A 26,850-nucleotide genomic window follows, 5' to 3' on the forward strand; every position below is an offset into this window, starting at 1 on the left:
GCGGGTCGATTCACTCGGTGGCGCGCAGCCGGTCGATCCGCTGGCCGAGCGGCGGCTGCACCTCGAAATAGGTGCGCCACGTCGCCGGCGCGGGATCGACACCGCGGTGGTCGGCGACTGCCTCGAAGGCGTCAGCCAGCGCGTCGGCACCAATGTGGTCGGCAGCCGCCCGATCCGCGCGGAACTGGAGTTGCCGACCGATCCAAAAGAGGACGAGTGCGGTGAGCGCGATGACGAACAATCCGTTTGAAAACGCGATCAAACCGCCAAACATCGCGGTGGCGACGCCGATGACAACCGCGGCGGCGAGCGCGCGGTATTCGAGATAAAAGAGGCGACCGCGCTGGGCTTCGGCCGTCAACAGGGCGGTCGCTGTCGAATCATCGAGGGTGTCGAGAACACCCTCAGTGAGCAAGAGTTGGCGGCGACCCGGCAGGCCGTGCAGCGAAATTTTGATCGACGACGGATCGGCCGTCTCGGAGATGTGGATCGTCGTCGGATCGAGATTGGCCGCCGCGAGCAACGCCTCAAGCGACTTCTGCTCGTCGGGCGTCGGCGACCGCGTCTCCCGAAGCGACAGCGACACCCGCGGGCCGAGGGCGGCCATCGCCAGGAACAGGACGACGGCGGCGACGACGAACCACAACGGATCGATGGTGGCCTGTAGCGGAACGGCGACCACAGTCATACATCCGACTGCGGCCGACGGCCCCATAGCGGTTCCGCTCCACATTCCCGCTCGACCAGCCAAGCAACCGACTTCCTGGCGGACTGAAAGGGCGAGACGCGCTCGGCGAACCCGGCCGACGCAAGCACTGTAGGAGCGAACGCAGTGAGCGACGAAGCGCGCAGCGAGGCCCGGGAGTCGAGCGCGTCGAGGGCTTTCTACATCTACGTCCTTGATACAACTGCGTAGTCAAAGACTGTCACGTATAGAGGGAAAGACAGTTGCCCCGTCACCGAGAGAAGCGAGTATGCGCATCGCCGTGCCCAACAAGGGGCGTCTCCACGAGCCGACGGTGAAGCTACTCGAACGCGCCGGGCTGCGGATCGAAAACGGGGCCGACCGGAAGCTCTACGCCGAGACGGTCGATCCCGAGGTGACCGTGCTGTTCGCCCGCGCCGCGGACATCCCCGAGTACGTCGCCGACGGCGCGGCCGCCGTCGGGATCACCGGCCTCGATCAGGAGCGAGAGTCCGGCACCGACCTCGACGAACTGGTCGATCTGGAGTTCGGCCAGTGCCGACTCGTCCTCGCAGCTCCCGAAGACGGCGAGATCAGCGAACCCGAGCAGTTGGCAGGCAAAACAGTCGCCACCGAGTTCCCGCGGATCACCCGCGAGTACTTCGACGAGCAGGGGATCGACACCGACATCGTCGAGGTCACGGGCGCGACCGAGTTGACGCCGCACGTCGAGATGGCCGACGCTATCGTCGATATCACCTCCACGGGGACGACGCTCGCGGTCAACCGACTGGCGATCATCGACGAGGTGCTACAGAGTTCGGTTCGGCTGTTCGCACGGCCCGAAACGGCCGACGACGACAAAGTCCAACAGCTTACGACCGCGTTTGAATCAGTCCAGCAGCCGACGACAAACGCTATCTGATGATGAACGTCGCCAGCGAGGATCTGGAAGCGGTCAAAGACGTGATCCCCGGGCTCGGCGGGCCGACGGTGATGGATGTCGCCGGCAGCGACGACTTAGCAGTTCACGTCGTCGTCGACGAGCGCGAGGTCTTTGAAGTGATCAACGACCTGAAAGCCGCGGGCGCGACCGGGATTCTCGTCACCGAGATCGAACGGCTGGTCGAATAGCCGCGAGGCAGTATCAGAGCGAGCGATATCAGCCCGGCGCGCTCAGATAGAGGATCACCGCTCCACCGACGACGGTACCAAGGATGACCGTGATGATCGCGTGGATCGCGGTGATCAACGCGGTCGTCCGGCGCGGTTGCCGGTAGAGCAGGTGGATCGCCCCCGCATCGACAGCGAGAGCGAGAAGGATCCCAAGCGGGCCCGGCAACGACAACAACGTCGTGACCGTGGAGACGACAGCGGGGCCGACGCCGACGCCGAGTGACTTGACGACGGCGACCTCGCCGAGGACGTTCCGGGCCGCAAGGTGGGCTGTGACCGACAAAAACAGTGCCAACAGCCCAACCGTCCCGAGGACAGCCGTCGGGCTCGGGGATGTTTGCAGGGCAAGCGGGGCCAACACCGACGATCCAGCCACCGACATAGCTGTACACAGAGCCCGGGGGTGTCGAATCTGTCGTTTGGCGACGCGATATGTGGCAACACTGGCACCCAGTGTTTCAACTGGAACGGATTCAGTGTGAGTTCGCAGTGAGTCGGCGACTGCGGATGATCGCCCGCAGGTTCGACAGCGTCACGAGGACACCGATAGCCGCGACAACGATCGGAATCCCGACCGCGATCGGACTGTCGGCGATGACGAGATAGCCCGCGAACGTGACCGCCAGCGTGGCGAGTTTGAGGACGGCAAAGCCGAGCGGCCCGGGCTGCTGCGAGAGGAAACGGCTGACGACGGGGTTTGCCTCAACAACCGCGTACCGCCGGACGGCGACGACCGTTGTCACGTAGTCGCCGACGCCGTAGCAGAGCACCGCAAGCAACCACCACCCGAGGTCGACAGCGGGGAGTGCCATACACCGAGTGGCGGGCGAACCGACAAGAGCACACCGGGTTGGCAATGGCTGGGGCCCCAGAATCGACACGCTGAAAGCCGATCTACGAGTGGATCGATGCGTGTACTGTCTGGAACTCGCCGGCGACGAGGACGCCTTCGCGGCTTGCGAGGCCACATCGGCGGGGAGTGCCGTCTCGGTTGTCGCCGGCGGGGTAGCGACGGCTCGCGGGATCGATCCCGCGGGCGTCCGGCGGCTCGCCTATACGCATGCCGCCAGCGAGCTCATCGCAAAGACCGACGCCGATATCGAGGCCGCGGCGGCCGCGCTCCGCGCAGCGAAGATCGACCGCGAGGGGTCGGTCGCAGTTCGGGCTCGCGACGTACGAAGCCAAACAGGCGTCAGCACGCAGGCGGCCGAACGGCAGCTCGGCTGCGTTCTCGTCGATCGCGGGTTTGAGGTGGATCTCGACGATCCCGACCACGAGCTCCGAGTGTTGTTTGCGGGCGGCGATGTGGACGACGCGAACAGTGACGACACAGACGACGTAAACAGCGAGGACGCCTGCTGTCTCCTCGGCTGGCTCGCTGTCGAGAGCCGGCGGGACTACGGCGAGCGCCGACCCACGGATCGCCCATTTGTCCAGCCCGGAAGTATGGCTCCGTTAGACGCCCGCGCGCTGGTAAATATTGCAGGGGCCGGCCCAGGAACCACGGTCGTCGATCCGATGTGTGGTACGGGCGGGCTGCTGTTGGAGGCCGGCCTCGTCGGCAGCGACGTAATCGGCGTCGACGCCCAATGGAAGATGGCCCGTGGGAGCCGGGAAAATCTGGCCGCACTGCGCGAGACGGCTGGCGAGGAGTTTGACGGCGACATCAGCGTGCTCCGTGGCGACGCGACCGCGCTTCCGCTTGGCGACGACGTGGCCGACGCGGTCGTCTTCGACGCCCCCTACGGCCGTCAATCGAAGATCGCCCGCCACGAGTTGGGTGAGTTGGTTGGTGGCGCACTACGGGAAGCGCGCCGGATTGCCCCGCAGGCGGTCGTCGTCGCCGATCGAGCGTGGGACGATGCCGCACAGGAAGCGGGGTGGACGGTCGATCAGCGGTTCGAACGACGGGTACATGGCTCGCTGGTCAGACACGTTCACGTCTTGGTTAGACGAGCGGAATAGATCAGGACTGTAGAGGGGAACATGGAGATCCACCCCGTTTAAGCCGACGGCTGGCCGAGTGCGCGTATGACCAATCAGGCACTCATCGATGCCTTACGCGACGCCGACGCGGTGCAGTACGGCGAGTTCGAACTCTCCCATGGCGGCACCAGCGACTACTACGTCGACAAATACCTCTTCGAGACCGACACGCACTGTCTTGAGCTGATTTCGGAGGCCTTCGCTGCCGAAATTGACGAACCAAAGCTCGCCGGCGTCGCCCTCGGTGCGGTACCGCTGGTCGCGGTGACCGCCGTCGAAACCGGCCGGCCATATGTGATCGCCCGCAAGCAGGCCAAGGAGTACGGTACCGGTAACCGAATTGAGGGACGGCTGGACGAGGGCGAGGAGGTCGTCGTGCTGGAGGATATTGCGACAACCGGCACCTCAGCAGTCGAGGCCGCCGAAGCACTGCGCGAGGCCGGCGCGGTGGTAAATCGGGTGCTTGTCGTTGTTGACCGTGAAGAGGGCGCGGCCGAGACGCTGGCCGAGCATGATCTCGAACTTGACGCGCTCGTGACCGCGAGCGAGTTACTGGCCGATCAGTAGTCGGCAGCGGTCAACAGTAGCCGGCAACAGTCAACAGTAGCTAATCAGGCTGGTTCCGGGGTCGCCGGATACCGGGATTCGACGACCGCAAAGGTGAGCGTGCTGAGGACGCCTAACAACGTCCCGACGGTGAGCGCGATCGCCAGATCCGGGAGCGTGAAGGCGGCAATTCCGGCGATATCCGGGAGGAAGAAGCCCGACAGTCCGTAGAGGACGATGGCGATGGCGACGACGTAGAACGGCGCATTGAGATACCGCCACCGGAAGCGGTCAGCGAGATACTCGTCGGTGACCTGGCCGAGGCTGCTGGTGATCCCGGCGGCCGCAAACCACTGGACTGAGCCGTGAACGAAGGCTGCCGCTGTGGTCACAATCGTGGGCGTGTCGCCGCCGGTCGGGGTGACTGTTTCGACCAAGGAGACACCCTGGACGCCGCCGACGATGACGAGCGCGAGGGCGACGACGTAGGTGATCAGCGTCGCCCGACCGGCGTACAGCCCGTTGCGGATTCGGTCGGCCGTCGCATCGATGCTGTCCTCCAAGCCGAGCCCGCGGAACAGCGTGTAGAGCCCCAAGAGTGCCGACAAGAGGCCAAGGAGAACCGCGCCAGCGACATCGAACGCGCCGGCGATGACGACCATCGGGTAAATGAGGAGGAGAATCCCGAGCGGGACGAGGATCGTCCCGCGGGTCTCGGGGTCGGCTAACACCTGCTTGATCGTGTAGTACATCGATTCGAGGTTTTGGGCCTGCCGGACGACGACGCGTTGGACGCCGTCGATCGGCATCCGCGAGCGAATGATCGGGATCACCGACTCGTCTTGGGCCCCGTCGGTGATGACGATCGCGCTGACCTCCTCGCCGGTCTGGAGGCCCGCCAGCACCGTATCGATCTCGTCGCCGATAGTTCGGTTAGCGGTGACATCGTTGCCCTCGACGCCGGTGACGACGGCGACCTCGACGGCCTCGTCGTCCTCGGCCTGCAGGGAGTCGTATGTCGAGAGCCCCTGGAACATGACGTTGAGATCGGAGTCCTCCGGATCGACCGTCGCCAAGGCGATGGCGGCCTCCCGAACCGCATCGCTGCCGACGACCGGGGTGTCGATGTCGGTCTTCCGGCCGACATCATCGTCGAGGTCGATACAGAGGACGAGCAGCATGCATACGAAGGTACGCGAGCGACCGGTTAAGACTTTTCTGGGGGAAGCGAGCGCCGCGGGTTGTCACCGAGTTAGGCGGTGTGTTCGACGCCGCCGAGAAGAGCGTTGATCGCGTCGGTGTCGTCGATCCGGCGGGGGTGAACGCCGAAACAGACAACGAAATCCTCGCCGACGGGGACGGCGTTGGTGATATGCAGCGTGAGTTCGAGTTCGATGTCGGCCTCGGTGAACCGCCCCTCGGCACGGTAACGAACAACCTCGGCAGAGTCGCCGAGATGATCGACCGACCGGGTGCTGTCGCGTTCAACGTTGCCGAGTTGATCGTACCGATCCTGGATCATGGCGACGAGATCGTCGGTCGACATGTCGGCAACGGGGTTGAACGCCTCGCCGAGGAGTTCGACCTTCGGCGTCGAGAGAACCGTAAACGTCGCCCAGCGGTACTCCTGGCCGAGAATCGAGAATCCACGGTCGTACTCAGTGATCTTGTTGGTGACATCGACATCGCGGCGCTGGCCAGCAGCCTCGAATGTCCGGGTGATCGTATCTTCGGTGCGGCTCGATTCGGTGTAGCGACTTTCCGCAAGCGTCGCCTCGCCGACGATAGCGCGGTCAGCCTCAAAACTGAGCGACTCGTTGCCGAGGGCGAAATCGAGGGCGGAACAGCCGGCCAGCGAGGCGAGACCGAGAGTACCGGAGCCCGCGAGCAGCCGACGACGTGTGGAATCCATGGTCGATAGTGGGCGTGACGGCGGATAAGCAGCGGGGCAACCCAGCAAGACGAAGAGCGGAAATCCCAGCGTGACACCGGTTGTCGTTACGCGCTCGGCGTTTCGGACGGTTTTTGTGGTGGGGAACGATATACTGGGTAACTGATGATCTCCAAAGGCTGCGAACAGTGCGCCAAAGGCGGGAAGATGGTACTTTTCGTCTACGGCTACTGTGACCAGCGGGATTGTTTCTACTGTCCGCTTGGGGAAAACCGCAAGAACGTCACCGACGTCTACGCCAACGAACGCCTCGTCGAAAACGACGAGGACATCATCGAGGAGGCCCACCGGATGGACGCGCTGGGCACCTCCATTACCGGTGGTGAACCGCAGGAAGCGATGGAGAAGACCTGTCGCTACCTTCGCATGCTGAAAGACGAATTTGGGGAAGACCACCACACCCACCTCTACACCGGGATCACGGGCGGCCGGGAGAACATGCGGCGACTCTCGGAGGCCGGGCTTGACGAGATTCGGTTCCACCCACCGTACGACCAGTGGGGCGAGTTGCATGGCACTGAGTGGGAAGAGATTCTGCATATCGCTCGCGAGGAAGGGATGACACCGGCCTTTGAGATTCCCGGTATCCGTGCCGAAGAAGAGTTCCTTGAATTCCTTGACGAGGGCGCGGCCGAGTTCTGCAACATCAACGAGTTCGAGATGAGCGACGGGAACTACCGTCGAATGCAGGAGAAGGGCTACGAACTCCAGGACGGCCACATGTCCGCCGTCGACGGGTCGAAAGAAGAGATTCTTGAGACGATGGGCGACCACGAACGCGTCTACTTCTGTACGAGCGTCTTCAAGGACGCCGCCCAACACCGCAACCGACTGAAGCGGATGGCCCGCGTCATCGGCCGTGAGTTCGACGAGATCACCGACGATGGCACCCTCGTCTACGGGAAAACATGGGAGCCCGAGGCTCGACTGGAAGAACTCGGGGTTCCCGAGGAGTTCTACACCGTCAAATCGGATCACGTCGAGTTGGCGTGGTGGCTACTCGAAGAGATGGTCGAAGACGGTGATGTGAGCGACGGCGAGATCGTCGAGCAGTATCCGACCGTCGACGGAACGGTCGTCGAGCGGACACCGCTGGCGTAGCAACCGACTGTTTCTGTTAGCGATTAGTTCGGCTCGTCAGCACCCCAGCCGTCGGGGACTTCGATGACATAGCGGCCGTCCTCGCGCAGAGAGATGATGTACTCGTTGCGATCGTAGAGCTCCATCAGATTTAGTTCGTACTGGCCCGGGCTGACGATGCGGATGCTTTCGAACTGGTCGTTGAGCTCTTGCCGGAGTTGATCGAGGCCCGCGGAAGCAGTCTCGTCGGCTGGTGTGTCGGGATCGGTCGACGAATCATGAGACTCGTCGGGAGTGGGGGACTGTGACTCAGATGGCGGGGCATCCGGGAGTTCGTCGTCGGAAACAACATCCGATCGGGCGGTCGATTGGGCCGGTGATTCACCGTCTTGGGTACGGTTTGAATCCATCAGTTCGGCATCGCTGGCGTCAGCGGTAGATGAATCAGTAGGCTCTGCGGTTGAGCCTGGGTCGGCGGTTGTCGGGGGTGAGTCAGCGGTTTGTGGGTCGGGCGAGGAAGTCGAGTCGGCAGCAGGGGTGGATGACTCACCAGTTGCTGTCTCACCAGTGGACTCGGGCGCAGCCGAGGTGGTGTCGGGACTGTCGGCTGGGCGGTCGGCTGCGGACTGGCTGTCGCTAGGATCGTCCGCGGCGTCGGTGACGTCGTCGACAGAGCCCTGTTTGAACTGGAACTTGTTGCCGCCGCAGTCGGGACACCCCGAGAGCATCTCCTTGGAGCCGTCGGGGAAGACATGGCCGCAGTTGGTACACTGGTGGGGCATGACGCTACTTCCGAGAGACCAGCGCGCTGATGAGTTGGTCGTCCTTATGCAGGGTTTCGATCTGGTTTGCGGGGCCGATGACAGTCAGCTTCTTCGTCGACTCCCGACCCATGAGGCGGTCGAGGAAGCTCTGGTCGGCCGCCTCCTCGTGGGGGTAGCTCTCGATCTCGATGCCGGTGAAGTCGTCGGGGCTAATCTCGGTCATCGTCACCTCGATGAGTTTCGACTCCTCGTCGGGCGAGAGGCCCTCTTCGAGGATGACGATGTTGCCATCGCGGACGCCATCGAGGATGAGTCGGATCTTCTCCATGCTCCGAAGCCCCTCCATCCGTGACCCGCTAATCAGGTCGATCTGGACACCGTTTTGCGATTCCGTCGTGGAATCCGAGGGTGTTGCTTCAGGCATTATCCGAAGTACTCCGCGATCTTGTCGTACACTTCGTCCATGTTGTCGCCCTCAAGGGCCGACAGTGGGACGGTCTCGTGCTGGGGGAAGGCGTCGGCGACGCGTTTGATATCGGCCTCATCAAGATCGATCTTGTTGGCGAAGATGAGGACGGGGAGATCGCGACTTTCGATGATGCCGATCAGCATCGTGTTGACCTGTGTGAAGGGGTCGGTCGTCGAATCGAGGACGTAGATGACGCCGTCGACATCCTCTCTGAGCCAGTGCATGGCTTCGGCGACCCCTTCGGTCGCTTCCCGGGAGCGACGGATCGCGTCGTCTTTCTCGATGTCGTGATCGAGGAACTCCTTGTAGTCGACCTTGGTGGCGACACCAGGGGTGTCGACGATGTCAATGGTGACCGAGCGGCCGTTGCGTTCGATATCGACGCCTTCCTTGCGTCGTGCACGGCGTGTTTCGTGTGGAACGTGGCTTTCAGGCCCGATGGCGTCGCCAGTCCAATCACGTGCGATACGGTTTGCGAGGGTCGTCTTTCCGGCGTTCGGCGGTGTAGATACCGATCCGTTTCGGATCGTCCGAGGCGAACAGCCGGTCGGTGACCCGCGAGACGCTGTCCTTGAGATTTGTGAGTAAACCCATCCTGACACTCCCGCACCTCCCCTGTTTCGCGTGGAAGGGCGTATGACGCACCTTGCATTCCGTGAACACTTAAACACTGCGTCAGACAGGGCTGAGCGGCCGGATTCAGCGAAAACTAGCCGGTAGCGGCGAAGTGAGCCCACTTCCGATGTGGGAACACTGGTTCCAGTGGGAAAAAACGGTGGTAGCGGTGGAAGTGGTGACAGCGTTACCGACGTTAAGCATGCTCGCTGTGGAGCCGATGGAGTCTCGGTGTATCGGGTCGGGGATATCGACTAGCCCCCACCCCTTTGTTTCGAGTGGAAACACGTAGAGAAGGGGTACCCTGACACGGCTACTTAATCCCAAAACATTCATATGCTATACTGTTAAACCAAACCCGTACTGCAGGAAATATAGATTATTTTATTTTGGTAGTTGGTTGTATTAGACACTAGACTAGCTTCAAGAAACAAACAGCAGCCACAGCCACCACACAACGACACTGTTCCACTCGAAACAAAGGGGTGGGGGTGTCAGAGATCCCATCCAGATATCACTTCGTCACGAGTTGTGTTCGAGCTCCTCGATAGGAATCACCACGTCCGACTCATCGTCCAACTCTCGTGCGGCTCACGGGATTCCCACCGTTCGACGTCTCTACTCGGTGGTGAGCCCAATCGGTTCTTCGCTAATCGCCAGTACCGGGCTTCCTGTCCGGGAGCTATCGGCAAATAGTATCCAAAGTGAGAACGTTTTTGTACCATGTCTCCCTCTGTTTCGCCTGCATCATTTGAGCACGTCAACAGTCCCCGATCCGGCAAAACCGACACGCTCTCCGGTCTTGTGGCCGATTTCGGGTGTTCGTGTTGACGACTCCATGTGAAACAGAGGGTGGAACGCGGAACACAAGACGATGGGATGGGATCAATGACCGACGATCACGACCGACAGCACGACGAATCAACCGACGCCGAGTCGACACCGCCGTCCGATCCGCCGGCGACCGGTGACGGCGAGGCCGACGATACGAGCGCTGACGCCACCCACAGCGACGCAATCGACGCTGACGCCGCGAGTGCGGACGATACAGCGGAATCAGACGGCTCCAAGCCGAATCTGTCCGGGGAATCAGACGGCTCTGAGCTGAATCTGTCCGACGGAGATGGAGATACAACTGTCCCGGAGCGGGACGATCCCGCCACCGATCCCGCCTCGGTGTTGGCGTCGGATCCGATCCCCTCGGCAGATCGGTCACTTGACGATCTCGATCTCGCTGACGCCGACTGGAGCCGCGATCGCTCGACTGCCTCCTCGGATCTCGATTTTGATCTTGATCCCGATCCGGACGCGGCCGACGACAGCGAGGGGTTGTTCGACGACCTCCTCTCCGGTGAACCCATCTTCGAGAACAAGGAAGTCCTGCGGCCGTCCTATACTCCGCGTGAACTCCCCCATCGTAACGACCAGATCAACCAAATGGCGACGATCCTCGTCTCCGCGCTTCGCGGCGACACGCCTTCTAATATCCTGATCTACGGCAAAACCGGCACCGGCAAAACTGCGAGTGCGAAGTACGTCAGCCAGGAGCTGGAGTCGACCTCCGAAAAGTACGACGTTCCCTGTGAGGTCGAGTATATCAACTGCGAGGTCACCGATACCCAGTATCGCGTGCTCGCGCAACTCGCCAACAAATTCATCGAAAAGAACGTCGCCCTCATTGAGTCTCGGATTGACGCACTCGAAACCGTCCGCGAGGAGCGCCGCGGGCGGCCCTGACACAACAGCCACCGTCAGCGACACTGACGCCGACGACACGACGGTCTCGATCCCGGATGCCGAAACCGACGCCGAGGCCGCCCCTGAAGGGAGTCTCCCGATCGTCACCGAGCAGTACACCTCGGTCGACGCCGTCGACGAGCGCATCGAAGCCCTGGAGGCTGACGCCGAGGAGATGGAGCCCGTCCCGATGACCGGGTGGCCGACCGATCGCGTCTACAGCACCTTCTTCGAGGCTGTCGACTACAACGAGCGCGTGGTCGTCATCATGCTCGACGAGATCGACAAGCTCGTCGAGAAAAGCGGCGACGACACGCTGTATAACCTCTCGCGGATGAACAACGAGCTGACAAACTCCCGCATTTCGATCATGGGGATCTCGAACGATCTCAAATTCACCGATTTCCTCGATCCACGCGTCAAATCCTCACTTGGCGAAGAGGAGATCGTTTTCCCGCCGTATGACGCCACCCAACTCGGCGATATCCTCCAACACCGCGCCGAGGTCGCGTTCAAACCCGACGCGCTCACCGGTGACGTGATCCCGCTGTGTTCAGCGTTTGCGGCCCAGGAACACGGGGATGCCCGCCGCGCACTCGACCTCCTTCGAACGGCCGGCGAACTCGCCGAGCGAAGCCAGGCCGACATCGTCGAGGAAGAACACGTCCGACAGGCCCAAGATAAGATCGAACTTGATCGCGTCGTCGAGGTTGTCCGCACGCTCCCGACGCAAAGCAAGATCGTCCTGTTTTCGATCATCCTATTGGAACAAAACGGGGTGCACAACATCAACACCGGCGAGGTGTTCAACATCTACAAACGCCTCTGTGAGGAGATCGACGCCGACGTCCTGACCCAACGCCGGGTCACCGATCTCATCAGCGAACTCGACATGCTCGGCATCGTCAACGCCGTTGTCGTCTCGAAGGGTCGCTACGGGCGCACGAAGGAGATGAGCCTCTCAGTACCGCTTGAGGAAACCGAGGCCGTCCTGCTGTCGGACTCCCGACTTGGCAACATCGACGACGTCCAACCGTTCGTCCAAGCTCGCTTCGACAACTGATTTTCTGTTTCCTCCCTCCGCCAACTACAGCCGCTCGCTGGTGGTCGCCGTTTCGATTCGATAGCTGTACGACAATCGTTTTGATGCAGTCCTGACTGGATCACGGTATGACCCACGTTCGTCAGCTGATCGCTCTCCCCGCTGTTCACCCCCGATTCCCGCGCTCGGCCGTTGATATATGATCCCCGCAGAACTCGTCGAACAGTACGTCAGCTTTGGGATCTTCCTCGTTGCTGCGACCCTGGCCGCGGTCAGCTATCTGGCGTGGCGTCGAGAGCGTGATCGCCGGATGGCGACCGTTACCGTCGGCTACGGGTTGTTTGCAACCTACGGCCTCATAGTCGCCGTCGAACACGTCGTCGTGCCAACGATCCCGTATGCCACGGTTGAGCTCATCGAACATGGCGCTGCGGTACTCATCCTCTTTGGGCTGCTGACGTTTTTCGCCGCTGTGACACGGGACTGAGCCATGTCTGAGCCAGCATTCGAGGTGGATTCTCGGCGCGATATCTACCAGCATATCGCTGCCAATCCCGGTGTCCACTTTCGGGAGTTGTGTGAGGCGTGTTCGTATGCACAGGGCACGATCCAGTACCACCTCAACTGGCTCGCCGATGCGGAGCTGATCGACGTTGCTGACGATGGGAAATACACCCGCTACTACGCTGCCGCCGAGTTTGACGACGCCGATCAGGCGGTGATGAACGCCCTCCGGCGGGAATACAGCCGCCGCGTGCTGGCACATCTCCTCGCCGACGGCCCGCTGTCGACACAGGAACTCAGCGACCGACTCGACAAAGCCGAATCAACAGTATCGTGGCATCTCTCGAATCTCGCCGATGCCGATCTCGTCACAAAACAGCGGAAGGGTCGTCGGGTCAGCTATGCGGTCACCGATCCCGACCGCGTCAGATACCTCTACACGATCCACCGACGCTCGTTTACCGACCGCGTCGTCGACCGGTTACTGGGACTTTGGGACGGCTACTGACTTTGCCATCGCTCTGGTTCTTGTTAGCGCTCTCCTCGAACTCTCACTGCTTCACTCCGACACCAGGCAGCACCCCCGCTGGACGAGCACTCGAAGACAGAGCACATAGCTGATGAACACGGCTGTCGGCCCTAACAGCGGCATAATAAGCCCTGCAATATCGGTTCCAATGGCGGCAGCGTGGATCGTCCCGAAGACAAACCCACCGTAGGCGAATGTATGGACGACCCGTGGCCCCCACGGCCGTGAGAACCGCGCTGGGTCGGTAAACCCAAGGACGGCAACGACGAGCAGCAACAGCGCGCCGCCACCAACGATGACACCAGCCGAAAAGTACGAAAGCGAATACGTCGGTGACGGCACCTGTCCACTGAGCACGTTCCACGTGTCGACAACGCCAATGACCGCGTGCAGCAGTGTCACGATCATCGCAAACACTGACACCTCAATGTGGACGCGTTGGGCCGCCGCATGCAGGACGCCAAACGATGGACTGTTGTAGCCGATCCCGGTGAGCACCGCGAGCGTGAGACTCGGATACGCGAGGAGGCCAGCCGCCCGGTCAAGATACCAGATAACGACTGACATCAGGAGGCCCCCGTGGTTTCGACGACATCCGGACAGCCGTCGTCGTCCTGAAATCCGTTTTCGGTCTCCGGGCGTTGGGGACACTGATCGGTCGCGTCAGGGATGCCGTCGCCGTCATAGTCGTCCGGTGCCTGTTGGGTCGATACCGTCTCCATCGTCTCCGCTGGCTCAGTTGTTGCTTGTGCGGCCCGAACGCTGCTAATCTGCCAGAGCACCGGCACGGTGATGAGAAACACCACGACGACAACGAGCGTGATCTGTTGGTTTCGTGTCCAGCCCATCACATTACCCCCGACGACGTGCTCGTCGAACCCGTCGGTCGTGTGGAACACGCCACCGTGGACGATGAGCGCTTCAGCCCCGTCCCAGTCGGCGGCCAGCTGTTTTGCCTCCGCCAGCGGGAGTGCGGCGAGTGCCGTCGCCAACGCGTCGGCCTCCATACAGTCGCGTGCCGCAAGCACGGTCACCGATTCGTGTCGTGAGCCGATCCGCTCGGCTGTTGGATCGTAGATATGGTCGACTCCGCCGCGTTCTCGACGATAGCCGCCGGTCGTGGCGATATTCCAGTCGGTTGCCAGCGTCTTGAGGTGCTTGTCATCTCCATAGGGACTTTCGATCCCAACAGGCCCCGTTGGCGGCGACATATCCCCGCCGCCGCTGACAAACCCGCGTCGACCAACGCCATCGAGACATTTCGCGGCCTGGTCGACGATGTACCCCTTTGCGAGCCCATTCAGATCGAGTGCGGTGTCGGTTTCGACCTGCTCACCATCGATGCTGATTGTCCCACCCGCAAACGCCGTCGATACCGAGCCCGTCGTTCCCGACGCGCTCGATGTGTCACCACCCCGACGCACGGCGTTGTCGTCGCCGCGGAGATAGCGATGGAGCTCATCTTTGCACTCCCCGTGTCGGATATCGAATACCCCGTCGGTTCGTTTGATGTACTCACGCCCGCGCCGGACGATCTTGGCGATATGTTCGTTGTGGATCTGGCCTGTGTCGTTGAGTTCGGCGGCGGCACTCGCTTCGTTGAACCGGTCTAGCTGGGCTTCCAGCGTTTTGATCCGCTGTTTTGCCGCGCCGGCTGCCTGCTCAGCTCGAATCCCTGTGACCTTGATGACAAAGTCCGTATCACAGGCTCGAAAGCGACGACTGGCTGTCCCCAACCGAGCGTAGAGCGTCTGCTGTGTGCTTCGCATTGTTATTCGTACTCATCCCCTTCCTCGTCCTCGTTTTCCTCCTCGTACTCCTCTTCTTCGTACTCTTCCTCCTCGTACCCCTCTTCTTCATACTCTCCTCCTCATACTCCTCGTCCTCTTCGTCCTCGTACTCATTTTCTTCATATTCCTCATACTCACCGTCACCGCTCTCGCCATTGCCGCCTGTCTGTACCGCCGGCGTGAAACTCTCGTTTGGTTGCGGGGCGTCGCCAGCCGCCTGCTGATCACTGGCTGTGACACCGGTGTCGCCATCGCTCAGACTGGCGAGCCCAAGCCCCGGAAATGCCAAGCCGCCGGCTGCAACCATCGTTAGCAACGCGCCGGCGAGTGTCATCGCAACGAGTCTGTTTGTTGGGAGTGGAATCCGCATCGTACGTTCGACGACACCGACGCCCTTCTAATTCGTTCGCGTCCGGCTCTCGAATCGTCGTCCAACCATCGAATCGTCGTATTCGACCGATTTGTCGTCGACTGACCGATTCGCTGTCACGGCAAATCGTATCGTTCCGACAATCGACTCAGCCTACAACTGATCAGATCCCCACACCGCCCCCACCGCCTGCACCTGCGGTGAGATACTCGCTCCCACCGGTGGCTGCGGTGATTGTCTCGTCAATGGCACCACTGTATCCCGTTCCGAGCAACGCCAATCGAAGCCGGCCGAGATACGGGATCCGGAATCGGGCGACGCCGTTGATCCAGTCTGGTTTCACGACGGGTGCAACCCCGTTTGCTTGATCGTACCGCCGGTTGTTGTCACCCTTTGTGATGTAGCCCGCATGGGGGCCGGGCAGTTTGTCAACTCAGCACAGCTCTCGGCGTCGATCGCGTCGGGCGATGCTCGATGGTGCCAGTTTTCGCCTGCCTCGACCTGAAACCGTACCCGATGGATGATCGGCGAGCCGACGCGGCCGGGGTAGTCGTAGACGATCACACTCCCCGGTTCGTTGAACGATTCGTAGCTGGCCTCGCTCGTTTCGGCCATCACGAGCCCTTGATCGTTGGCCTCTCCCGGCGCGAATCTCCCCGGTTCGCTGACGACAACGAGATCGTATTTGTTGATGTTGGGATCCATGCTGTCGCTCTCGACGGCGACCATCGGCGGCCAGACGCCGGTCGCCGCAAAGAGCACAAGCCCGATGGCAGCCACGATCGAGAGGCTGAGCAGCAGTTCCCGAAGGAACAACAGCGGTCCGTCGTCGGCCCCACGGAGCCGCTGGAACCACGACTCCTCGTCGGGTTCCGACTCGGCAGCCGGCTGCCGATCACCATCACTCATTACCAGTCTCTTCAGCCGCACCGCGTTTGAAAGTTCTGACCCGGGGTTGCCACCCGCCGGCTCCCCTTCGATCCATCCCGCCAGCTCCACTCCCACCGGCTCCGGCTGTCGGCATGTTTTTGCCCGGTGATCCCGAGATGCCGACAGTGCCATCCGAGACGCCGTCCCGGATCGTTCAGACGCTGGCCCGCCACGGCTACAACGCCGACCGCGAGGCGGTCACGCTGCTCGCCCGCGCGAACGACCCGGCTGCCGCCATCGAGGCCGTCGTCTCAGCAGCCGGCGACGACACCCTCCGCATCACGAGCAGCGATGTTCGGGCCTGTCTCGACAGCGACGCCGTTGTGACCGGTGCGGCTGTCTCTCCCTCGACAACTACAACCGAGTCGACCGCAGCAGCAGCTCCGACTGAGTCGACATCTCCAGATTCCGCTGAACCCACTGACTCACAGTCTGAAACACCCCAACAACCCAGCTCAAACACCACCGCTTCGACTGCAACCAAATCACACCCAGATCAACAGACACAGTCACAAACTCCACACGAAACAGAGGGGTCGAACTCGACCGGGCGTAAAGAAGTGGTTGGGGAACCAACAGAAACCACCGATCACTCCCCGGATCGGAACCCGACACCCGCGAAAATCACCGGCGACATCACCGGCCGCAGCACCGGCACCGGCGAGTACAGCCAGTTCGTGACGACGTTTCGGGATCGCTACGAACAGCTCTCGAAACTTCTCAAGGGTCGCGTCAACCACCGCCCGGCGACGGCCATCGCCGACATGCCGGGCGGCAGCGACGCCGAGATGATCGGCCTTGTCAACGACATCCGCTCGACGGCCAGCGGCCACTGGCTGATCGAACTCGAAGACACGACCGGAACCTTCCCTGCGCTCGTGATGAAAGACCGGCCGATCGCCGAGTTGGTCGATGAACTCCTCCTCGACGAGTGTATCGCGGTACAGGGCACGCTCGCCGATGACTCCGGCATCCTGTTTACCGACTCGATTCACTTCCCCGATGTTCCCCGAACCTTCCGTCCGAGTACGGCCGATCGCCACGTCCAGGCCGCGCTGATCTCGGATGTCCACGTCGGTAGCCAGGAGTTCATGGCCGACGCCTGGAATCGGTTCGCCGACTGGCTTCACACCGAGGAGGCCGAACACGTCGAATATCTACTAATCGCCGGCGATATGGTCGAAGGTGTCGGCGTCTACCCCGATCAAGACGAGGAACTCGATATCATCGACATCTTCGACCAGTACGAAGCGTTCTCGGAGCATCTCAAAGCCGTCCCCGGCGACATGGAGATCGTGATGATCCCCGGCAACCACGACGCCGTCCGGCTGGCCGAACCCCAACCCGGCTTCGACGAGGAGCTCCGCCAGATCATGTCCGCACACAACCCACGGATTTCGGGGAACCCCTCGCTCGTCACTATCGAGGGCGTCTCCGTGCTGATGTATCACGGCGTCTCACTCGATGAGGTCATCGCTGAACTCCCCGAAGAGAAAGCCAGCTATGACGACCCCCACAAGGCGATGTATCAACTGTTGAAGAAACGCCACGTTGCGCCCCAATACGGCGGCAAGATGCGACTTGCACCTGAAACAAAGGACTATCTCACCATCGACACGGTGCCCGACATCTTCCACACCGGTCACGTCCACAAACTCGGCTGGGGGAAGTACCACAACGTCCTCGCCGTTAACAGCGGCTGCTGGCAGGCCCAAACCGCGTTCCAAAAGAAGGTCAACATCGACCCCGACGTGGCCCACGCCCCGATCGTCGACCTCGATACCCTGGAGATGACTGTCCGAAAGTTCGCGTGATCGATCCGCCTGTCTCTGCCTCGATTAGGGTTCCTGGTAGTACCGAATCGTCGGCGACCCACGGAATACGGGGCCGTCGCCGTCCTCCTGAAAGCCTGCGGCTTGGGCGGCCGTCTGGAGATCGGTCGCGTTCTGTTCGACCAGGAGTTCCACGTCCAGCCCCTCGCTGGCAGCGAACCGAATCGGCTCGCTCAGTAGTCGCTCACAGGCTTCCTTTGTCCCGCCGACTTGCGTGACGTGGACGGTCTGATCGTGGACATCGAAGCTCACGAAGCCCAACAACTCCGAGTCAAGCGCGTCGGTATCGGCGTTGGGATCGTTGCCGGCCTGCTTCCGCTCGGCGACCCGGACGCTCCGATCGTGCACAAGATTCCGGACGACATCCGCCGGCACGTCGGCCAGTGCCGCGATCGACTCGGCGTCCTCTTCGACAGCGTCCCGGACATCCATGTGACCGTATATCACATCTACCCGGATAAAATTCGGGGCGACAGTGAGTGTCACCGCGAGCCAGCCCACCGCGCCGCTGTTCGACACCTAAACACCTATGGGTGATGCGGTTCCGAACTGTGGTAATGGTTGCAACGTTGCCGGATCTGCTTCGACTCCTCGTGATTCCGGTTCTCGGGTGGGCCGCCTGGCGCGACATCCACACCCGCCGCATCCCGAATCGGGTGTGGCCACCGCTGGTCATCCTTGGCGGACTGCTGCTCGTCTGGGAAGCCGTCCAACTCTTCGTGTTTGGTGATCCCGGCGGCCAAGCCTTCCTGATCCGTGCCGGGATCAGCCTCCTGTTTGTCGCCCCGCTTGGCTACGCCTTCTGGTGGTTCGGCGCATTCGGCGCGGCCGATGCAAAGGCGATGATCGCCCTTGCATTCCTGCTCCCGACGTTCCCAACTTACGCTCTCAGCGGGCTGGAACTTCCCGTCGTCGACACGACAATCGGTGTCTTCTCGTTGACAGTCCTCACCAACGCGGTGATCCTCGCGGTTGCCGCCCCGGTTGGCTTGGGCCTCGGAAATCTGCTCCGCCGCCGGATCGAACCTGTGGTGATGTTTCTGGCTCGACCGGTTCGGATCGACTCGCTGCCGGATCGCCACGGACGCCTGTTCGAAACACCGGATGGGTTCACCCACAGCGGGCTTGATCTTGACGCCCTCCGAATGTACCTGCGCTGGCGCGGTCTTCCCCAGCTGCGCTCCGCGCAGCCCCCGAGGTTGCGCGCGATCCGGCCAGTATCGAGGCGACCGGCGAGCCGACCGACGGCCGCAGCGACATCGATAATGACCTCGACTGGGACGACGCCGACGCTGTTCCGACAGTCGATGGCGACGTTGCCGCTGTCGAGAATCTCGATGATCCGTGGGGTGTCGACCAGTTTTTCGAGTCGATCGATCGGTCAACCTACGGCACCGACCCCGACCAACTCCGCGACGGCCTTGAGCTGCTGGCGACGACCGACGACGAGACGATCTGGGTCTCACCGGGGCTTCCGTTCGTCGTCCCGATGTTTGCCGGCCTTCTCGTTGCTTTCACCTACGGCGACCTGCTGTTCGCCTTTCTTCGCTGGATTGGGGTTTTCCCGCTCGTGTAGTAATTCCGCCGCTGCCCGCGGCACCACCCGTTCTTGGATCGGTGTGCCTTTTGCCTCGCCGCCGTCCCCTTCGGTATGGACGGACACCTTCGCAACGGCGTCGTCGAGGTCGGCGGCAACGCCCGCCAGCAGTTCCACGACGCCCGCGGCTACGGCCGGCCGGCCGACGGCAACGAGATTCGCCTGGCCCGCGTTGAGGCCGCTCACCTCCTGCTCCGTGGCGACCTCACGGCTGTCGTCGACCACGACGGCTCCGCTGATCGCCTCTCGTTCGAGGAGTTCTTTGTCGCCTCCGCAGCGGCCGCCGAGCGGTTCGCCCTTCGATTCCTGGTCTACGCCGACCTCCGTGATCGGGGATTCTATCTCACGCCCGCCCGCGCGGGCTGGCCCGGTGCAGCGGAAGCTGACAACGACCTGATCGACCTGATCGTTCCACCCCGTGGCACGAAACCAGGCGACGACGAGCCGGCCTACCGGATCGCCGTCGTCGGCGAACGCGAGTCGATTCCGGCCGACGAGCTGGCGAATCTCACCCTCGCGGTCGTCGACGAGGAAAGCGAGATCAGCTATCTCGAAACCGCGACGCCTGAGTTCGACGGCGGGACGACCTACAGCCCACCGGCGGGGGTCACAGGATCCCTCATCGGCGACCGCGTGGTTGTCTGGGATGCCCCCGATGGCTTCTACGACCACGGCTTCTATGGGCAACCCCTCGAAGCACGGGAGGCGATCATCGACACCGCCGTCCAGCTCTCGCTTGTCGAAGCTGCTGCTCTCGCTGTCGAGGGCCAGTTGGTACTCGACGACACTGACGACGACGCAGCCGACGCGCCGACGCCCACCGCAACCGAGAACGCCGGCGATATAACCCCTGACTCACCGGCCAGCTACACTGCGATCCGCGAGCAGGGTCGGCGGGTCGAAGGCGAGCGATTCGACCGCCGGCTTGCGGTGTATCGCACGCTTCGAGACCGACAGGTCGTCCCGAAAACAGGCTACAAGTTCGGCGCGGATTTCCGCACCTACAACACGGTTGAATCGGTCGAGGACTTACCCCACTCCGAACGGCTCGTTCGCGTCGTCGAGCCCGATCACGCGTTCGATCCACGCGAGCTCTCACTCGACGTGCGGCTGGCCGGCGGGGTACGGAAACGAATGGTTTTTGCGCTGACCGGCGCGAACGGCGAGATAGACTGGCTCTCCGTGAGCCGCCTGACACCATGACCGACGATACCCCCCACGACGACGATGGCACGTCCGGAGCTGGCGCGACCGACGACACGGTCGCCGCAACCGACGGCGGCGTCGACGAGACGACCATTGACCCGTGGGGATCGTCAACGATCGCCGACTACCGCAAACTCTTCGAGGAGTTCGGCATCGAGGAGTTCGAGAAAATTCTCGGCGACGTCCCCAACCCGCACTACCTCATGCGCCGGGGGTCATCTTCGGCCACCGCGACTACGAGCCCGTCGCCGACGCCCTTGCCAACGACGAACCGGCCGCCGCGCTCTCGGGCTTTATGCCGACCGGTGATCCGCATATCGGCCACAAACTCGTCTTCGATGAGATCATCTGGCATCAACAGCAGGGTGCCGACGCGTATGCCCTGATCGCCGACCTTGAAGCCCACTCCGCTCGCGGGATGACATGGGACGAGATTGACGACCACACCGAGAGCTACCTGTTGAGCCTGCTGGCACTTGGCTTCGACGCCGAGGAGGGCACACTCTACCGGCAATCCCAGAACCGTGACCTCCAGGATCTTGCCTTCGAACTCGGCTCGAACGCCCGGTTTGCGGAGTTCGGCTCGATCTATGGCTTCGACGGCGAGACCAGCGTCTCCCACATGCAGAGCGTCGTCACCCAGATGGCCGACATGCTCTACCCACAGTTGGTCGACGGCCCCAAGCCCACTGTCATTCCGGTCGGCCCCGATCAGGATCCCCACGTCCGCCTCGCCCGGGATCTGGCGGTGCGAATGCGGTATTTCAAAGTCACCGAAGCCTACGCGAGTTTCGAGGCCGACGCCGCCCAACGGGAGTTGATCGGTCGCGCCTACGACGCACTCAGCGAGGAAATCGACAGCGACGAGATGGTTCGCTGTGCGGCCGCCGCCGACTGGCTGGCCGACTACGACGCTGCCACCGAGTTTGCCGACGCCAAGGATGCCGCTGTCGACAAACTCAGCGAGGCCGGCAAGGAGCCCGTCCGCCCCCGCGTCCGGTTCTTCCACCGCCACGGCCCCGCCGAGGCCTTCGAGGCGATGATCGACGCCATTGAGGGGGAAAAACGCGTCTACGAGGGCCACATCGACGCCTTCGATCTCGATATCGCGGCGGCCGAAGAACTCGCCCGTGAGGTCGAAGTCGCCAACGGCGGCTACGGCTTCATCCAGCCGTCCTCGATCTACCACCGCTTCATGACCGGGCTGACCGGCGGCAAGATGTCGTCGTCGATTCCGGCCAGCCACATCAGCCTACTCGACGACCCCGAAGACGGCTACGACAAGGTGAAATCCGCGACGACGGGCGGCCGCGAGACGGCTGAAAAACAGCGCGAACTCGGTGGCGAGGCCGACGACTGCCCGGTCTATGAGCTGTATGCCTATCTCCTCGCCAACGATGACGATGGGCTGGTCGAGGAGGTCTACGAGGAGTGTGTCGGCGGCGAGCGACTCTGCGGCGACTGCAAGGAGCAGGCGGCGACGCTGATGGAGGAGTTTCTGAAGACCCATCAGGAGAAACGCGAGGAAGCGCGGGAACTCCTCGACGACCTCGATATCGTGCTCGATTCCGACCGGAAAGGGCCGGGCGGCTCACACTGACGCTATTTTTGTTGCGTCTTGCTGCTGTCGTCTTCGCAACTGCTAACTGACGACCCCACCGACACCCGATAACAACTGTATGCGACTCCCGGACTCACAACTCGCGGTGTTGGAAGCCGCCTCGGCGACCGAACCGACGCCAGTCGATCGGCTGGCCGACGCGACCGACCTGAAACCCGAAACCGTCACCCGCGCAGCCTTCGATCTCCGCGACGACGGGCTGGTCACCATCGAGGAACGCACCGAAACCACGGCCGACCTCACCGACGAGGCCCACGACTATCTCGAATCGGGCCTCCCGGAAGTCCGGCTCTACCGCGCCGCCGTTGAGGCTGGAGCCGACGACGAGGCCGTCGAGTTGGGCCAGCTCATCGGCGCGGCCGGCTTGGAAGGCCCCGAGGTCGACATCGCGCTGGCCAACTTCGCGCGCAAGGGCTACGGCAAAATCGACTCGGGAAGCGTCACCGCCGATCCCGACGCCGACCCCGACAGCGACCCCGAAGCCGACGCACTCGCAACGCTGGCCGACGGTGGGAGCGTCGCCGACGGCGACGCCATCGACACCGATCTCCTCGACCAACTCGAGCGCCGCGACCTCATTATTCAGCGCGAGCACACGCTCCGGGAGATCACGCTCACCGACGACGCGGTCGACGCGCTGATGGCCGGCATCGAGACCGCCGAGACGGTTGACCGCCTGACACCCGAGATGCTGACCAGCGGCGAGTGGCAAGATGTAGAATTCACCGAGTACAACGTCGAGGCCGACGCACCCAGCGTCGAGGGCGGCCGCAAGCACATCCTCCGACAGACGGCCGACCGCGCGAAGGACGTACTCGTCGGGATGGGCTTCCAGGAGATGGACGGCCCGCATGCTGACGCCGACTTCTGGATCAACGACTGCCTGTTCATGCCGCAGGATCACCCCGCTCGCACCCACTGGGATCGGTTCGCGCTCGACGTGCCGCCGATCCAAGACCTCCCCGACCAACTCGTCGACCGCGTCGAGTCCGCCCACCGCGAGGGCGTCGGCGAGGACGGTGATGGCTACCACTCGCCGTGGGATCGGGATTTCGCCGAGGCGGTCGCGCTTCGCGGCCACACCACGTCGTTGTCGATGCGCTACCTTTCCGGGTTCGCTGGGGCCGACATCGAGCCGCCGCAGCGGTACTTCTCGGTTGAAAAGGTCTACCGTAACGACACGCTCGATCCGACTCACCTGCTGGAATTCTTCCAGATCGAGGGCTGGGTGCTCGCCGAGGATCTCTCCGTTCGGGATCTGATGGGCACCTTTGAGGAGTTCTACGCCCAGTTCGGGATCACCGATATCAAATTCAAACCCCACTACAATCCCTACACTGAGCCCTCCTTCGAGCTGTTCGGCGAGCATCCGACGACCGGCGAGATCGTCGAGATCGGGAACTCCGGGTTGTTCCGACCCGAAGTACTCGAACCGCTCGGCATCGAAGCCGACGTGATGGCGTGGGGCCTCGCGCTCGAACGCCTGCTCATGTTGATGTACGGCTTCGAGGATATCCGGGATGTCCACGGGACGTTGTGTGATCTTGAACTGCTGCGGGAAACGGAGGTGCTCCAGTAATGCCTGTTGTCGATGTCGACCCCGACGAACTCCGCGAGTTGACCGGCCACGACGAGAAATCCGACGACGAACTCAAAGACGACCTGTTCAACCTCGGTCTCGAATTTGAGGGCGAAACCGACGAGGGCGAACTCCAACTCGAATTCGCGCCCGACCGCCTCGACCGCCTCTCCGTCGAGGGCGTCGCCCGCTCGCTTCGCTACCAGTACGGCGATGACACCGGTGTCTACGTCCCCGACACGAACGACCCCGACTGGACATATGAGGTCGAAGACACAGTCCCAGATGGCCGCCCCTACGTCACGGGTGCCATCGTCCGTGACGTGAACATGACCGAGGACGTGCTGGAGTCGCTGATCCAACTGCAGGAGAAACTGCACGCGACGATGGGCCGGAAACGCGCGAAGGCGGCCATCGGTATCCACGATCTGACGATGCTGAAGGGCGCGGGCCTGGGTGACGATGACAGCGGCCACTCGATCACCTACCGCGGGATCGATCCCGACGGCGACCGGTTCGTTCCGCTTGATGCCGACAGCGAGATGACGCCTGCCGAGGTGCTCACCGATCACCCCATTGGCGACAAATACGGCGACCTCCTCGATGGGTTCGACCGTTATCCCGCGATCTACGACGATCTCGGCCTCTTTTCGTTCCCGCCGGTCATCAACGGCCGCCGCACCGAGGTCGAAGCCGAGTCTCGGGATCTCCTCATTGAGCTTACCGGCACCGACCAGTGGACGATCGACCACATCTGCAACATCATCTGTTACGCGCTCTCAGCCCGCGGCGGCACCATCGAGGAGGTCGAAATCGAGTATCCGACTGCGACCGGCCCCTACGAGGAGGTCGGTGGCGAACTTGTCCGCCCGGATTTCGAGACCGACACCAAACACGTCGCTCACGACCGCATCGAGACGATCCTCGGCGTCGATTTCGACCAGCGCGAAGTTCTCGATCTCTTCGCCCGCGCCGGGCTATCGGCGTCGGTCGTTGACGACGCTGATGACGTGGATGCGGTTACTGACGCTGACAGCGTCGTCTACGCCGTCGAGATCCCACCGTACCGCGTCGACGTGCTCCACCCGATGGATCTCATCGACGACTTGGGTCGGGCCTACGGCTTCAACGAGTTGGAGCCACGCTACCCCGATATCGGTACTGTCGGCGGTCGCCACGACCGCACGCGGCTCGAAGACGCCACCCGCGCGAGCCTCATCGGCCTCGGGTTCGAGGATCTGCTGAACTTCCATATGATCTCCGGGGCGGCAAACTACGACCGGCTCACCATCGAGCCAGGATCCGACGCCGTCGGCGCGGGCGAGGCCGTCGAGATCACCGGCCCCTACAGCGAGGATTACACCCAACTCCGCACGTGGGTACTCCCGTCGCTGCTCATGGTCTTGGAGAACAACACCCACCGCGCCTACCCGCAGGATCTCGCCGAGATCGGCCTCGCTGCTGAGGTTGACGAAAGCGAGAACACGAACGTCGCCGAATGGCGATCGATCGGGGCTGTCCTCGCCCGCAACGACGCGACCTACGAGGACGCCAAGGCGCGACTCACCGCGCTCTGCGATGATTTCGGTGTCGACCTCGAAACCCCGCCGACCGACCACCCGACGTTCATCGACGGCCGGGTTGCCGACGTGGTGATCGACGGCGAGCCGGTCGGTGTCATCGGCGAGATCCATCCCGCGGTGTTGGTCGAGCACGATCTGGAACTCCCGGTCGCGGCCTTCGAACTCCGGCTTGACGCCCTGCAGTGAGATGCCCCGAACCGGCAAGATCTCGCGGGCGTTCTTTCGGGAGCATATCGCCCCACAGCTCGGGGCCAACCGCCCAGAAACGACTCTCGGCCCACAGCACGGCGTTGACTTCGGCGTCCTCGATATCGGCGGACAGGCCCTCGCTGTCGCCACCGATCCGGTCTCGATCCTGCCCGGCCTCGGCTTCGAGCGCGCCGGCCGGTTCGCTGTCCGGATCGTCCTCGCTGACGTGGCCGTCTCGGGGCTCGATCTCTCACATCTCGCGGTCGGTTTTACGCTCCCACCTGATCTCAGCGACGACGACTTCGCCACGGTCTGGGGAGCGATCCACGACGAATGCGAAGCGCTCGGTGTCGACATCATCACCGGTCACACCGCCCGCTACGCCGGCTGTTCGTTCCCGTGGGTCGGCGCGGCGACCGCGATGGCCGTCGGTGACCACGACGTGATCGTCCGCCCGGATGGGGCTCGCGTCGGCGACGACCTCATCATCACGACGGGCCCCGCGGTCGAAGCCGCCGCGCTGTTTGCCTCGCTGTTCCCCGACGTGATCGACTGCGAGGACGACCGCCTCGCTCGCGTGGCGGCGATGCTCGACGATCTCGATGTCGTCCGCGATACCCGCGCTATCGCCGGGATCGACGGTGTGTCGGCGATGCACGATATCACCGAAGGCGGGCTGCTCGGCGCGTGCCACGAGATGGCCGCCGGTGCCGGCGTTCGGTTCCGCGTCGACACCGACCGGGTTCCGATCAACGACGATGTGGCCGCGGTCTGTTCGACTCTTGAGATGGATCCCTGGCAGGCGACCAGTTCCGGATCGCTGCTGCTCGCGGTCGACCCTGATGCGACCGACGACGTACTCGCGGCCCTCCGTGACCGCAGGACGACCGCGGCTGTGATCGGGAGCGTCGATTCGGGGAGCGGTGTCGTCCGCGATGGCGAGCCGAGCGAGCCGCCGGCCGGCGACTCCTCGTGGCCGGTATACGAGCGGCTGCTGGCGGCGGCTACTGACGACACCGATGACGACACTGCCGCCGACACCGGCGCTGGCTGATCGGCCGACCGGCTG

The 26,850-nt window shown here is 62.7% G+C and carries 23 protein-coding genes and 5 pseudogenes; 14 read left to right on the top strand and 14 right to left on the bottom strand.

Annotated elements, in window-relative coordinates:
- Positions 1 to 10: 10 nt before the first annotated feature.
- The gene (locus ACFQJB_RS11865) at positions 11 to 688 is read right to left on the bottom strand and encodes a peptidase (RefSeq protein WP_379727599.1); all 678 of its coding nucleotides are present in this window, start codon (positions 686 to 688) and stop codon (positions 11 to 13) included.
- A gap of 286 nt (positions 689 to 974) precedes the next feature.
- Between ACFQJB_RS11865 and hisG the strand changes: the two are divergent.
- Positions 975 to 1,819 (top strand): annotated as a pseudogene (gene hisG, locus ACFQJB_RS11870) (ATP phosphoribosyltransferase).
- Positions 1,820 to 1,847: 28 nt separating this feature from the next.
- Here hisG and ACFQJB_RS11875 read toward each other — a convergent pair.
- Positions 1,848 to 2,243, bottom strand: coding sequence for a DUF7473 family protein (locus ACFQJB_RS11875; protein WP_379727602.1), 396 nt, complete (start codon positions 2,241 to 2,243; stop codon positions 1,848 to 1,850).
- A gap of 91 nt (positions 2,244 to 2,334) precedes the next feature.
- Positions 2,335 to 2,673 (bottom strand): DUF5658 family protein, encoded by a 339-nt coding sequence (locus tag ACFQJB_RS11880; protein ID WP_379727605.1) that lies wholly within the window; start codon positions 2,671 to 2,673, stop codon positions 2,335 to 2,337.
- Between the two features lie 100 nt (positions 2,674 to 2,773).
- Between ACFQJB_RS11880 and ACFQJB_RS11885 the strand changes: the two genes are divergently transcribed.
- Positions 2,774 to 3,826 (top strand): methyltransferase domain-containing protein, encoded by a 1,053-nt coding sequence (locus tag ACFQJB_RS11885; RefSeq protein WP_379728042.1) that lies wholly within the window; start codon positions 2,774 to 2,776, stop codon positions 3,824 to 3,826.
- Positions 3,827 to 3,892: 66 nt separating this feature from the next.
- On the top strand, positions 3,893 to 4,414 hold the full coding sequence (pyrE, locus tag ACFQJB_RS11890) for an orotate phosphoribosyltransferase (RefSeq protein WP_379727608.1): 522 nt from the start codon (positions 3,893 to 3,895) through the stop codon (positions 4,412 to 4,414).
- 44 nt (positions 4,415 to 4,458) lie between these two features.
- On the opposite strand, the gene ACFQJB_RS11895 is transcribed toward pyrE, so the two are convergent.
- Together ACFQJB_RS11895 and ACFQJB_RS11900 are read right to left on the bottom strand one after the other, a co-directional pair.
- Positions 4,459 to 5,574, bottom strand: a complete 1,116-nt coding sequence (locus ACFQJB_RS11895) for a DUF373 family protein (RefSeq protein WP_379727611.1) — start codon at positions 5,572 to 5,574, stop codon at positions 4,459 to 4,461.
- Between the two features lie 71 nt (positions 5,575 to 5,645).
- Entirely contained in the window at positions 5,646 to 6,305 is a 660-nt protein-coding gene (locus ACFQJB_RS11900) for a DUF6517 family protein (RefSeq protein WP_379727614.1), read from the bottom strand.
- A gap of 144 nt (positions 6,306 to 6,449) precedes the next feature.
- Here ACFQJB_RS11900 and ACFQJB_RS11905 point away from each other — a divergent pair, with 144 nt between their 5' ends.
- Positions 6,450 to 7,445 carry a radical SAM protein gene (locus tag ACFQJB_RS11905; RefSeq protein ID WP_379727616.1) on the top strand — a complete coding sequence of 332 codons (996 nt, stop codon included), beginning with the start codon at positions 6,450 to 6,452 and terminating at the stop codon, positions 7,443 to 7,445.
- Positions 7,446 to 7,468: 23 nt separating this feature from the next.
- Here ACFQJB_RS11905 and ACFQJB_RS11910 read toward each other — a convergent pair whose 3' ends face one another.
- The 3 genes and pseudogenes from ACFQJB_RS11910 to ACFQJB_RS11920 form a co-directional block, all read right to left on the bottom strand.
- A complete protein-coding gene (locus tag ACFQJB_RS11910; RefSeq protein ID WP_379727619.1) occupies positions 7,469 to 8,206 on the bottom strand; it encodes an OapC/ArvC family zinc-ribbon domain-containing protein in 738 nt (245 codons plus the stop codon).
- A 4-nt stretch (positions 8,207 to 8,210) separates the two neighbouring features.
- Positions 8,211 to 8,612: a DUF2073 domain-containing protein gene (locus ACFQJB_RS11915; RefSeq protein ID WP_120103775.1), complete on the bottom strand. Its 402-nt coding sequence runs from the start codon at positions 8,610 to 8,612 to the stop codon at positions 8,211 to 8,213.
- Positions 8,612 to 9,251 (bottom strand): annotated as a pseudogene (locus ACFQJB_RS11920) (GTP-binding protein). The gene ACFQJB_RS11915 and the pseudogene ACFQJB_RS11920 overlap by 1 nt, the downstream one beginning before the upstream one ends.
- Positions 9,252 to 10,151: 900 nt before the next feature.
- On the opposite strand from ACFQJB_RS11920, the pseudogene ACFQJB_RS11925 reads away from it, so the two are divergent.
- From ACFQJB_RS11925 to ACFQJB_RS11935, 3 genes and pseudogenes are all read left to right on the top strand, one after another.
- Positions 10,152 to 12,072: pseudogene (locus ACFQJB_RS11925) on the top strand (Cdc6/Cdc18 family protein).
- 178 nt (positions 12,073 to 12,250) lie between these two features.
- Entirely contained in the window at positions 12,251 to 12,538 is a 288-nt protein-coding gene (locus tag ACFQJB_RS11930) for a hypothetical protein (protein ID WP_379727623.1), read from the top strand.
- 3 nt (positions 12,539 to 12,541) lie between these two features.
- The gene (locus ACFQJB_RS11935; RefSeq protein WP_379727626.1) at positions 12,542 to 13,063 is read left to right on the top strand and encodes a winged helix-turn-helix transcriptional regulator; all 522 of its coding nucleotides are present in this window, start codon (positions 12,542 to 12,544) and stop codon (positions 13,061 to 13,063) included.
- A 51-nt stretch (positions 13,064 to 13,114) separates the two neighbouring features.
- On the opposite strand, the gene ACFQJB_RS11940 is transcribed toward ACFQJB_RS11935, so the two are convergent.
- The 5 genes from ACFQJB_RS11940 to ACFQJB_RS11960 form a co-directional block, all read right to left on the bottom strand.
- A complete protein-coding gene (locus tag ACFQJB_RS11940) occupies positions 13,115 to 13,651 on the bottom strand; it encodes a hypothetical protein (protein ID WP_379727629.1) in 537 nt (178 codons plus the stop codon).
- On the bottom strand, positions 13,651 to 14,853 hold the full coding sequence (locus ACFQJB_RS11945) for an FAD:protein FMN transferase (protein ID WP_379727631.1): 1,203 nt from the start codon (positions 14,851 to 14,853) through the stop codon (positions 13,651 to 13,653). The genes ACFQJB_RS11940 and ACFQJB_RS11945 overlap by 1 nt, the downstream gene beginning before the upstream one ends.
- Positions 14,786 to 15,208, bottom strand: a complete 423-nt coding sequence (locus ACFQJB_RS11950; protein ID WP_379727634.1) for a hypothetical protein — start codon at positions 15,206 to 15,208, stop codon at positions 14,786 to 14,788. Before ACFQJB_RS11950 ends, ACFQJB_RS11945 begins: the two co-directional genes overlap by 68 nt.
- A gap of 199 nt (positions 15,209 to 15,407) precedes the next feature.
- Positions 15,408 to 15,587, bottom strand: a complete 180-nt coding sequence (locus ACFQJB_RS11955; protein ID WP_379727636.1) for a hypothetical protein — start codon at positions 15,585 to 15,587, stop codon at positions 15,408 to 15,410.
- A complete protein-coding gene (locus ACFQJB_RS11960; RefSeq protein WP_379727638.1) occupies positions 15,584 to 16,153 on the bottom strand; it encodes a S26 family signal peptidase in 570 nt (189 codons plus the stop codon). The genes ACFQJB_RS11955 and ACFQJB_RS11960 overlap by 4 nt, the downstream gene beginning before the upstream one ends.
- 137 nt (positions 16,154 to 16,290) lie before the next feature.
- On the opposite strand from ACFQJB_RS11960, the gene ACFQJB_RS11965 reads away from it, so the two are divergent.
- Positions 16,291 to 17,988, top strand: a complete 1,698-nt coding sequence (locus ACFQJB_RS11965; RefSeq protein ID WP_379727640.1) for a DNA-directed DNA polymerase II small subunit — start codon at positions 16,291 to 16,293, stop codon at positions 17,986 to 17,988.
- 24 nt (positions 17,989 to 18,012) lie between these two features.
- Here ACFQJB_RS11965 and ACFQJB_RS11970 read toward each other — a convergent pair whose 3' ends face one another.
- Positions 18,013 to 18,438 (bottom strand): hypothetical protein, encoded by a 426-nt coding sequence (locus ACFQJB_RS11970; protein WP_379727642.1) that lies wholly within the window; start codon positions 18,436 to 18,438, stop codon positions 18,013 to 18,015.
- A gap of 125 nt (positions 18,439 to 18,563) precedes the next feature.
- On the opposite strand from ACFQJB_RS11970, the pseudogene ACFQJB_RS11975 reads away from it, so the two are divergent.
- The 6 genes and pseudogenes from ACFQJB_RS11975 to ACFQJB_RS12000 all read left to right on the top strand — a co-directional run bounded on the left by ACFQJB_RS11975 (position 18,564) and on the right by ACFQJB_RS12000 (position 26,835).
- A pseudogene (locus ACFQJB_RS11975) lies at positions 18,564 to 19,582 on the top strand (A24 family peptidase C-terminal domain-containing protein).
- A gap of 75 nt (positions 19,583 to 19,657) precedes the next feature.
- On the top strand, positions 19,658 to 20,806 hold the full coding sequence (gene endA / locus ACFQJB_RS11980; RefSeq protein ID WP_379727644.1) for a tRNA-intron lyase: 1,149 nt from the start codon (positions 19,658 to 19,660) through the stop codon (positions 20,804 to 20,806).
- Positions 20,803 to 22,409, top strand: a pseudogene (locus ACFQJB_RS11985) (tryptophan--tRNA ligase). Before endA ends, ACFQJB_RS11985 begins: the two are co-directional and overlap by 4 nt.
- Positions 22,410 to 22,488: 79 nt before the next feature.
- Positions 22,489 to 24,009, top strand: a complete 1,521-nt coding sequence (locus ACFQJB_RS11990) for a phenylalanine--tRNA ligase subunit alpha (protein ID WP_379727646.1) — start codon at positions 22,489 to 22,491, stop codon at positions 24,007 to 24,009.
- The gene (gene pheT / locus ACFQJB_RS11995; RefSeq protein ID WP_379727648.1) at positions 24,009 to 25,778 is read left to right on the top strand and encodes a phenylalanine--tRNA ligase subunit beta; all 1,770 of its coding nucleotides are present in this window, start codon (positions 24,009 to 24,011) and stop codon (positions 25,776 to 25,778) included. Before ACFQJB_RS11990 ends, pheT begins: the two co-directional genes overlap by 1 nt.
- Before the next feature lies 1 nt (position 25,779).
- Positions 25,780 to 26,835 carry an AIR synthase family protein gene (locus ACFQJB_RS12000; protein ID WP_379727650.1) on the top strand — a complete coding sequence of 352 codons (1,056 nt, stop codon included), beginning with the start codon at positions 25,780 to 25,782 and terminating at the stop codon, positions 26,833 to 26,835.
- Positions 26,836 to 26,850 lie beyond the last annotated feature (15 nt).

The sequence above is a fragment of the Halonotius sp. GCM10025705 genome (assembly GCF_042662885.1).
Taxonomy (GTDB): domain Archaea; phylum Halobacteriota; class Halobacteria; order Halobacteriales; family Haloferacaceae; genus Halonotius; species Halonotius aquaticus.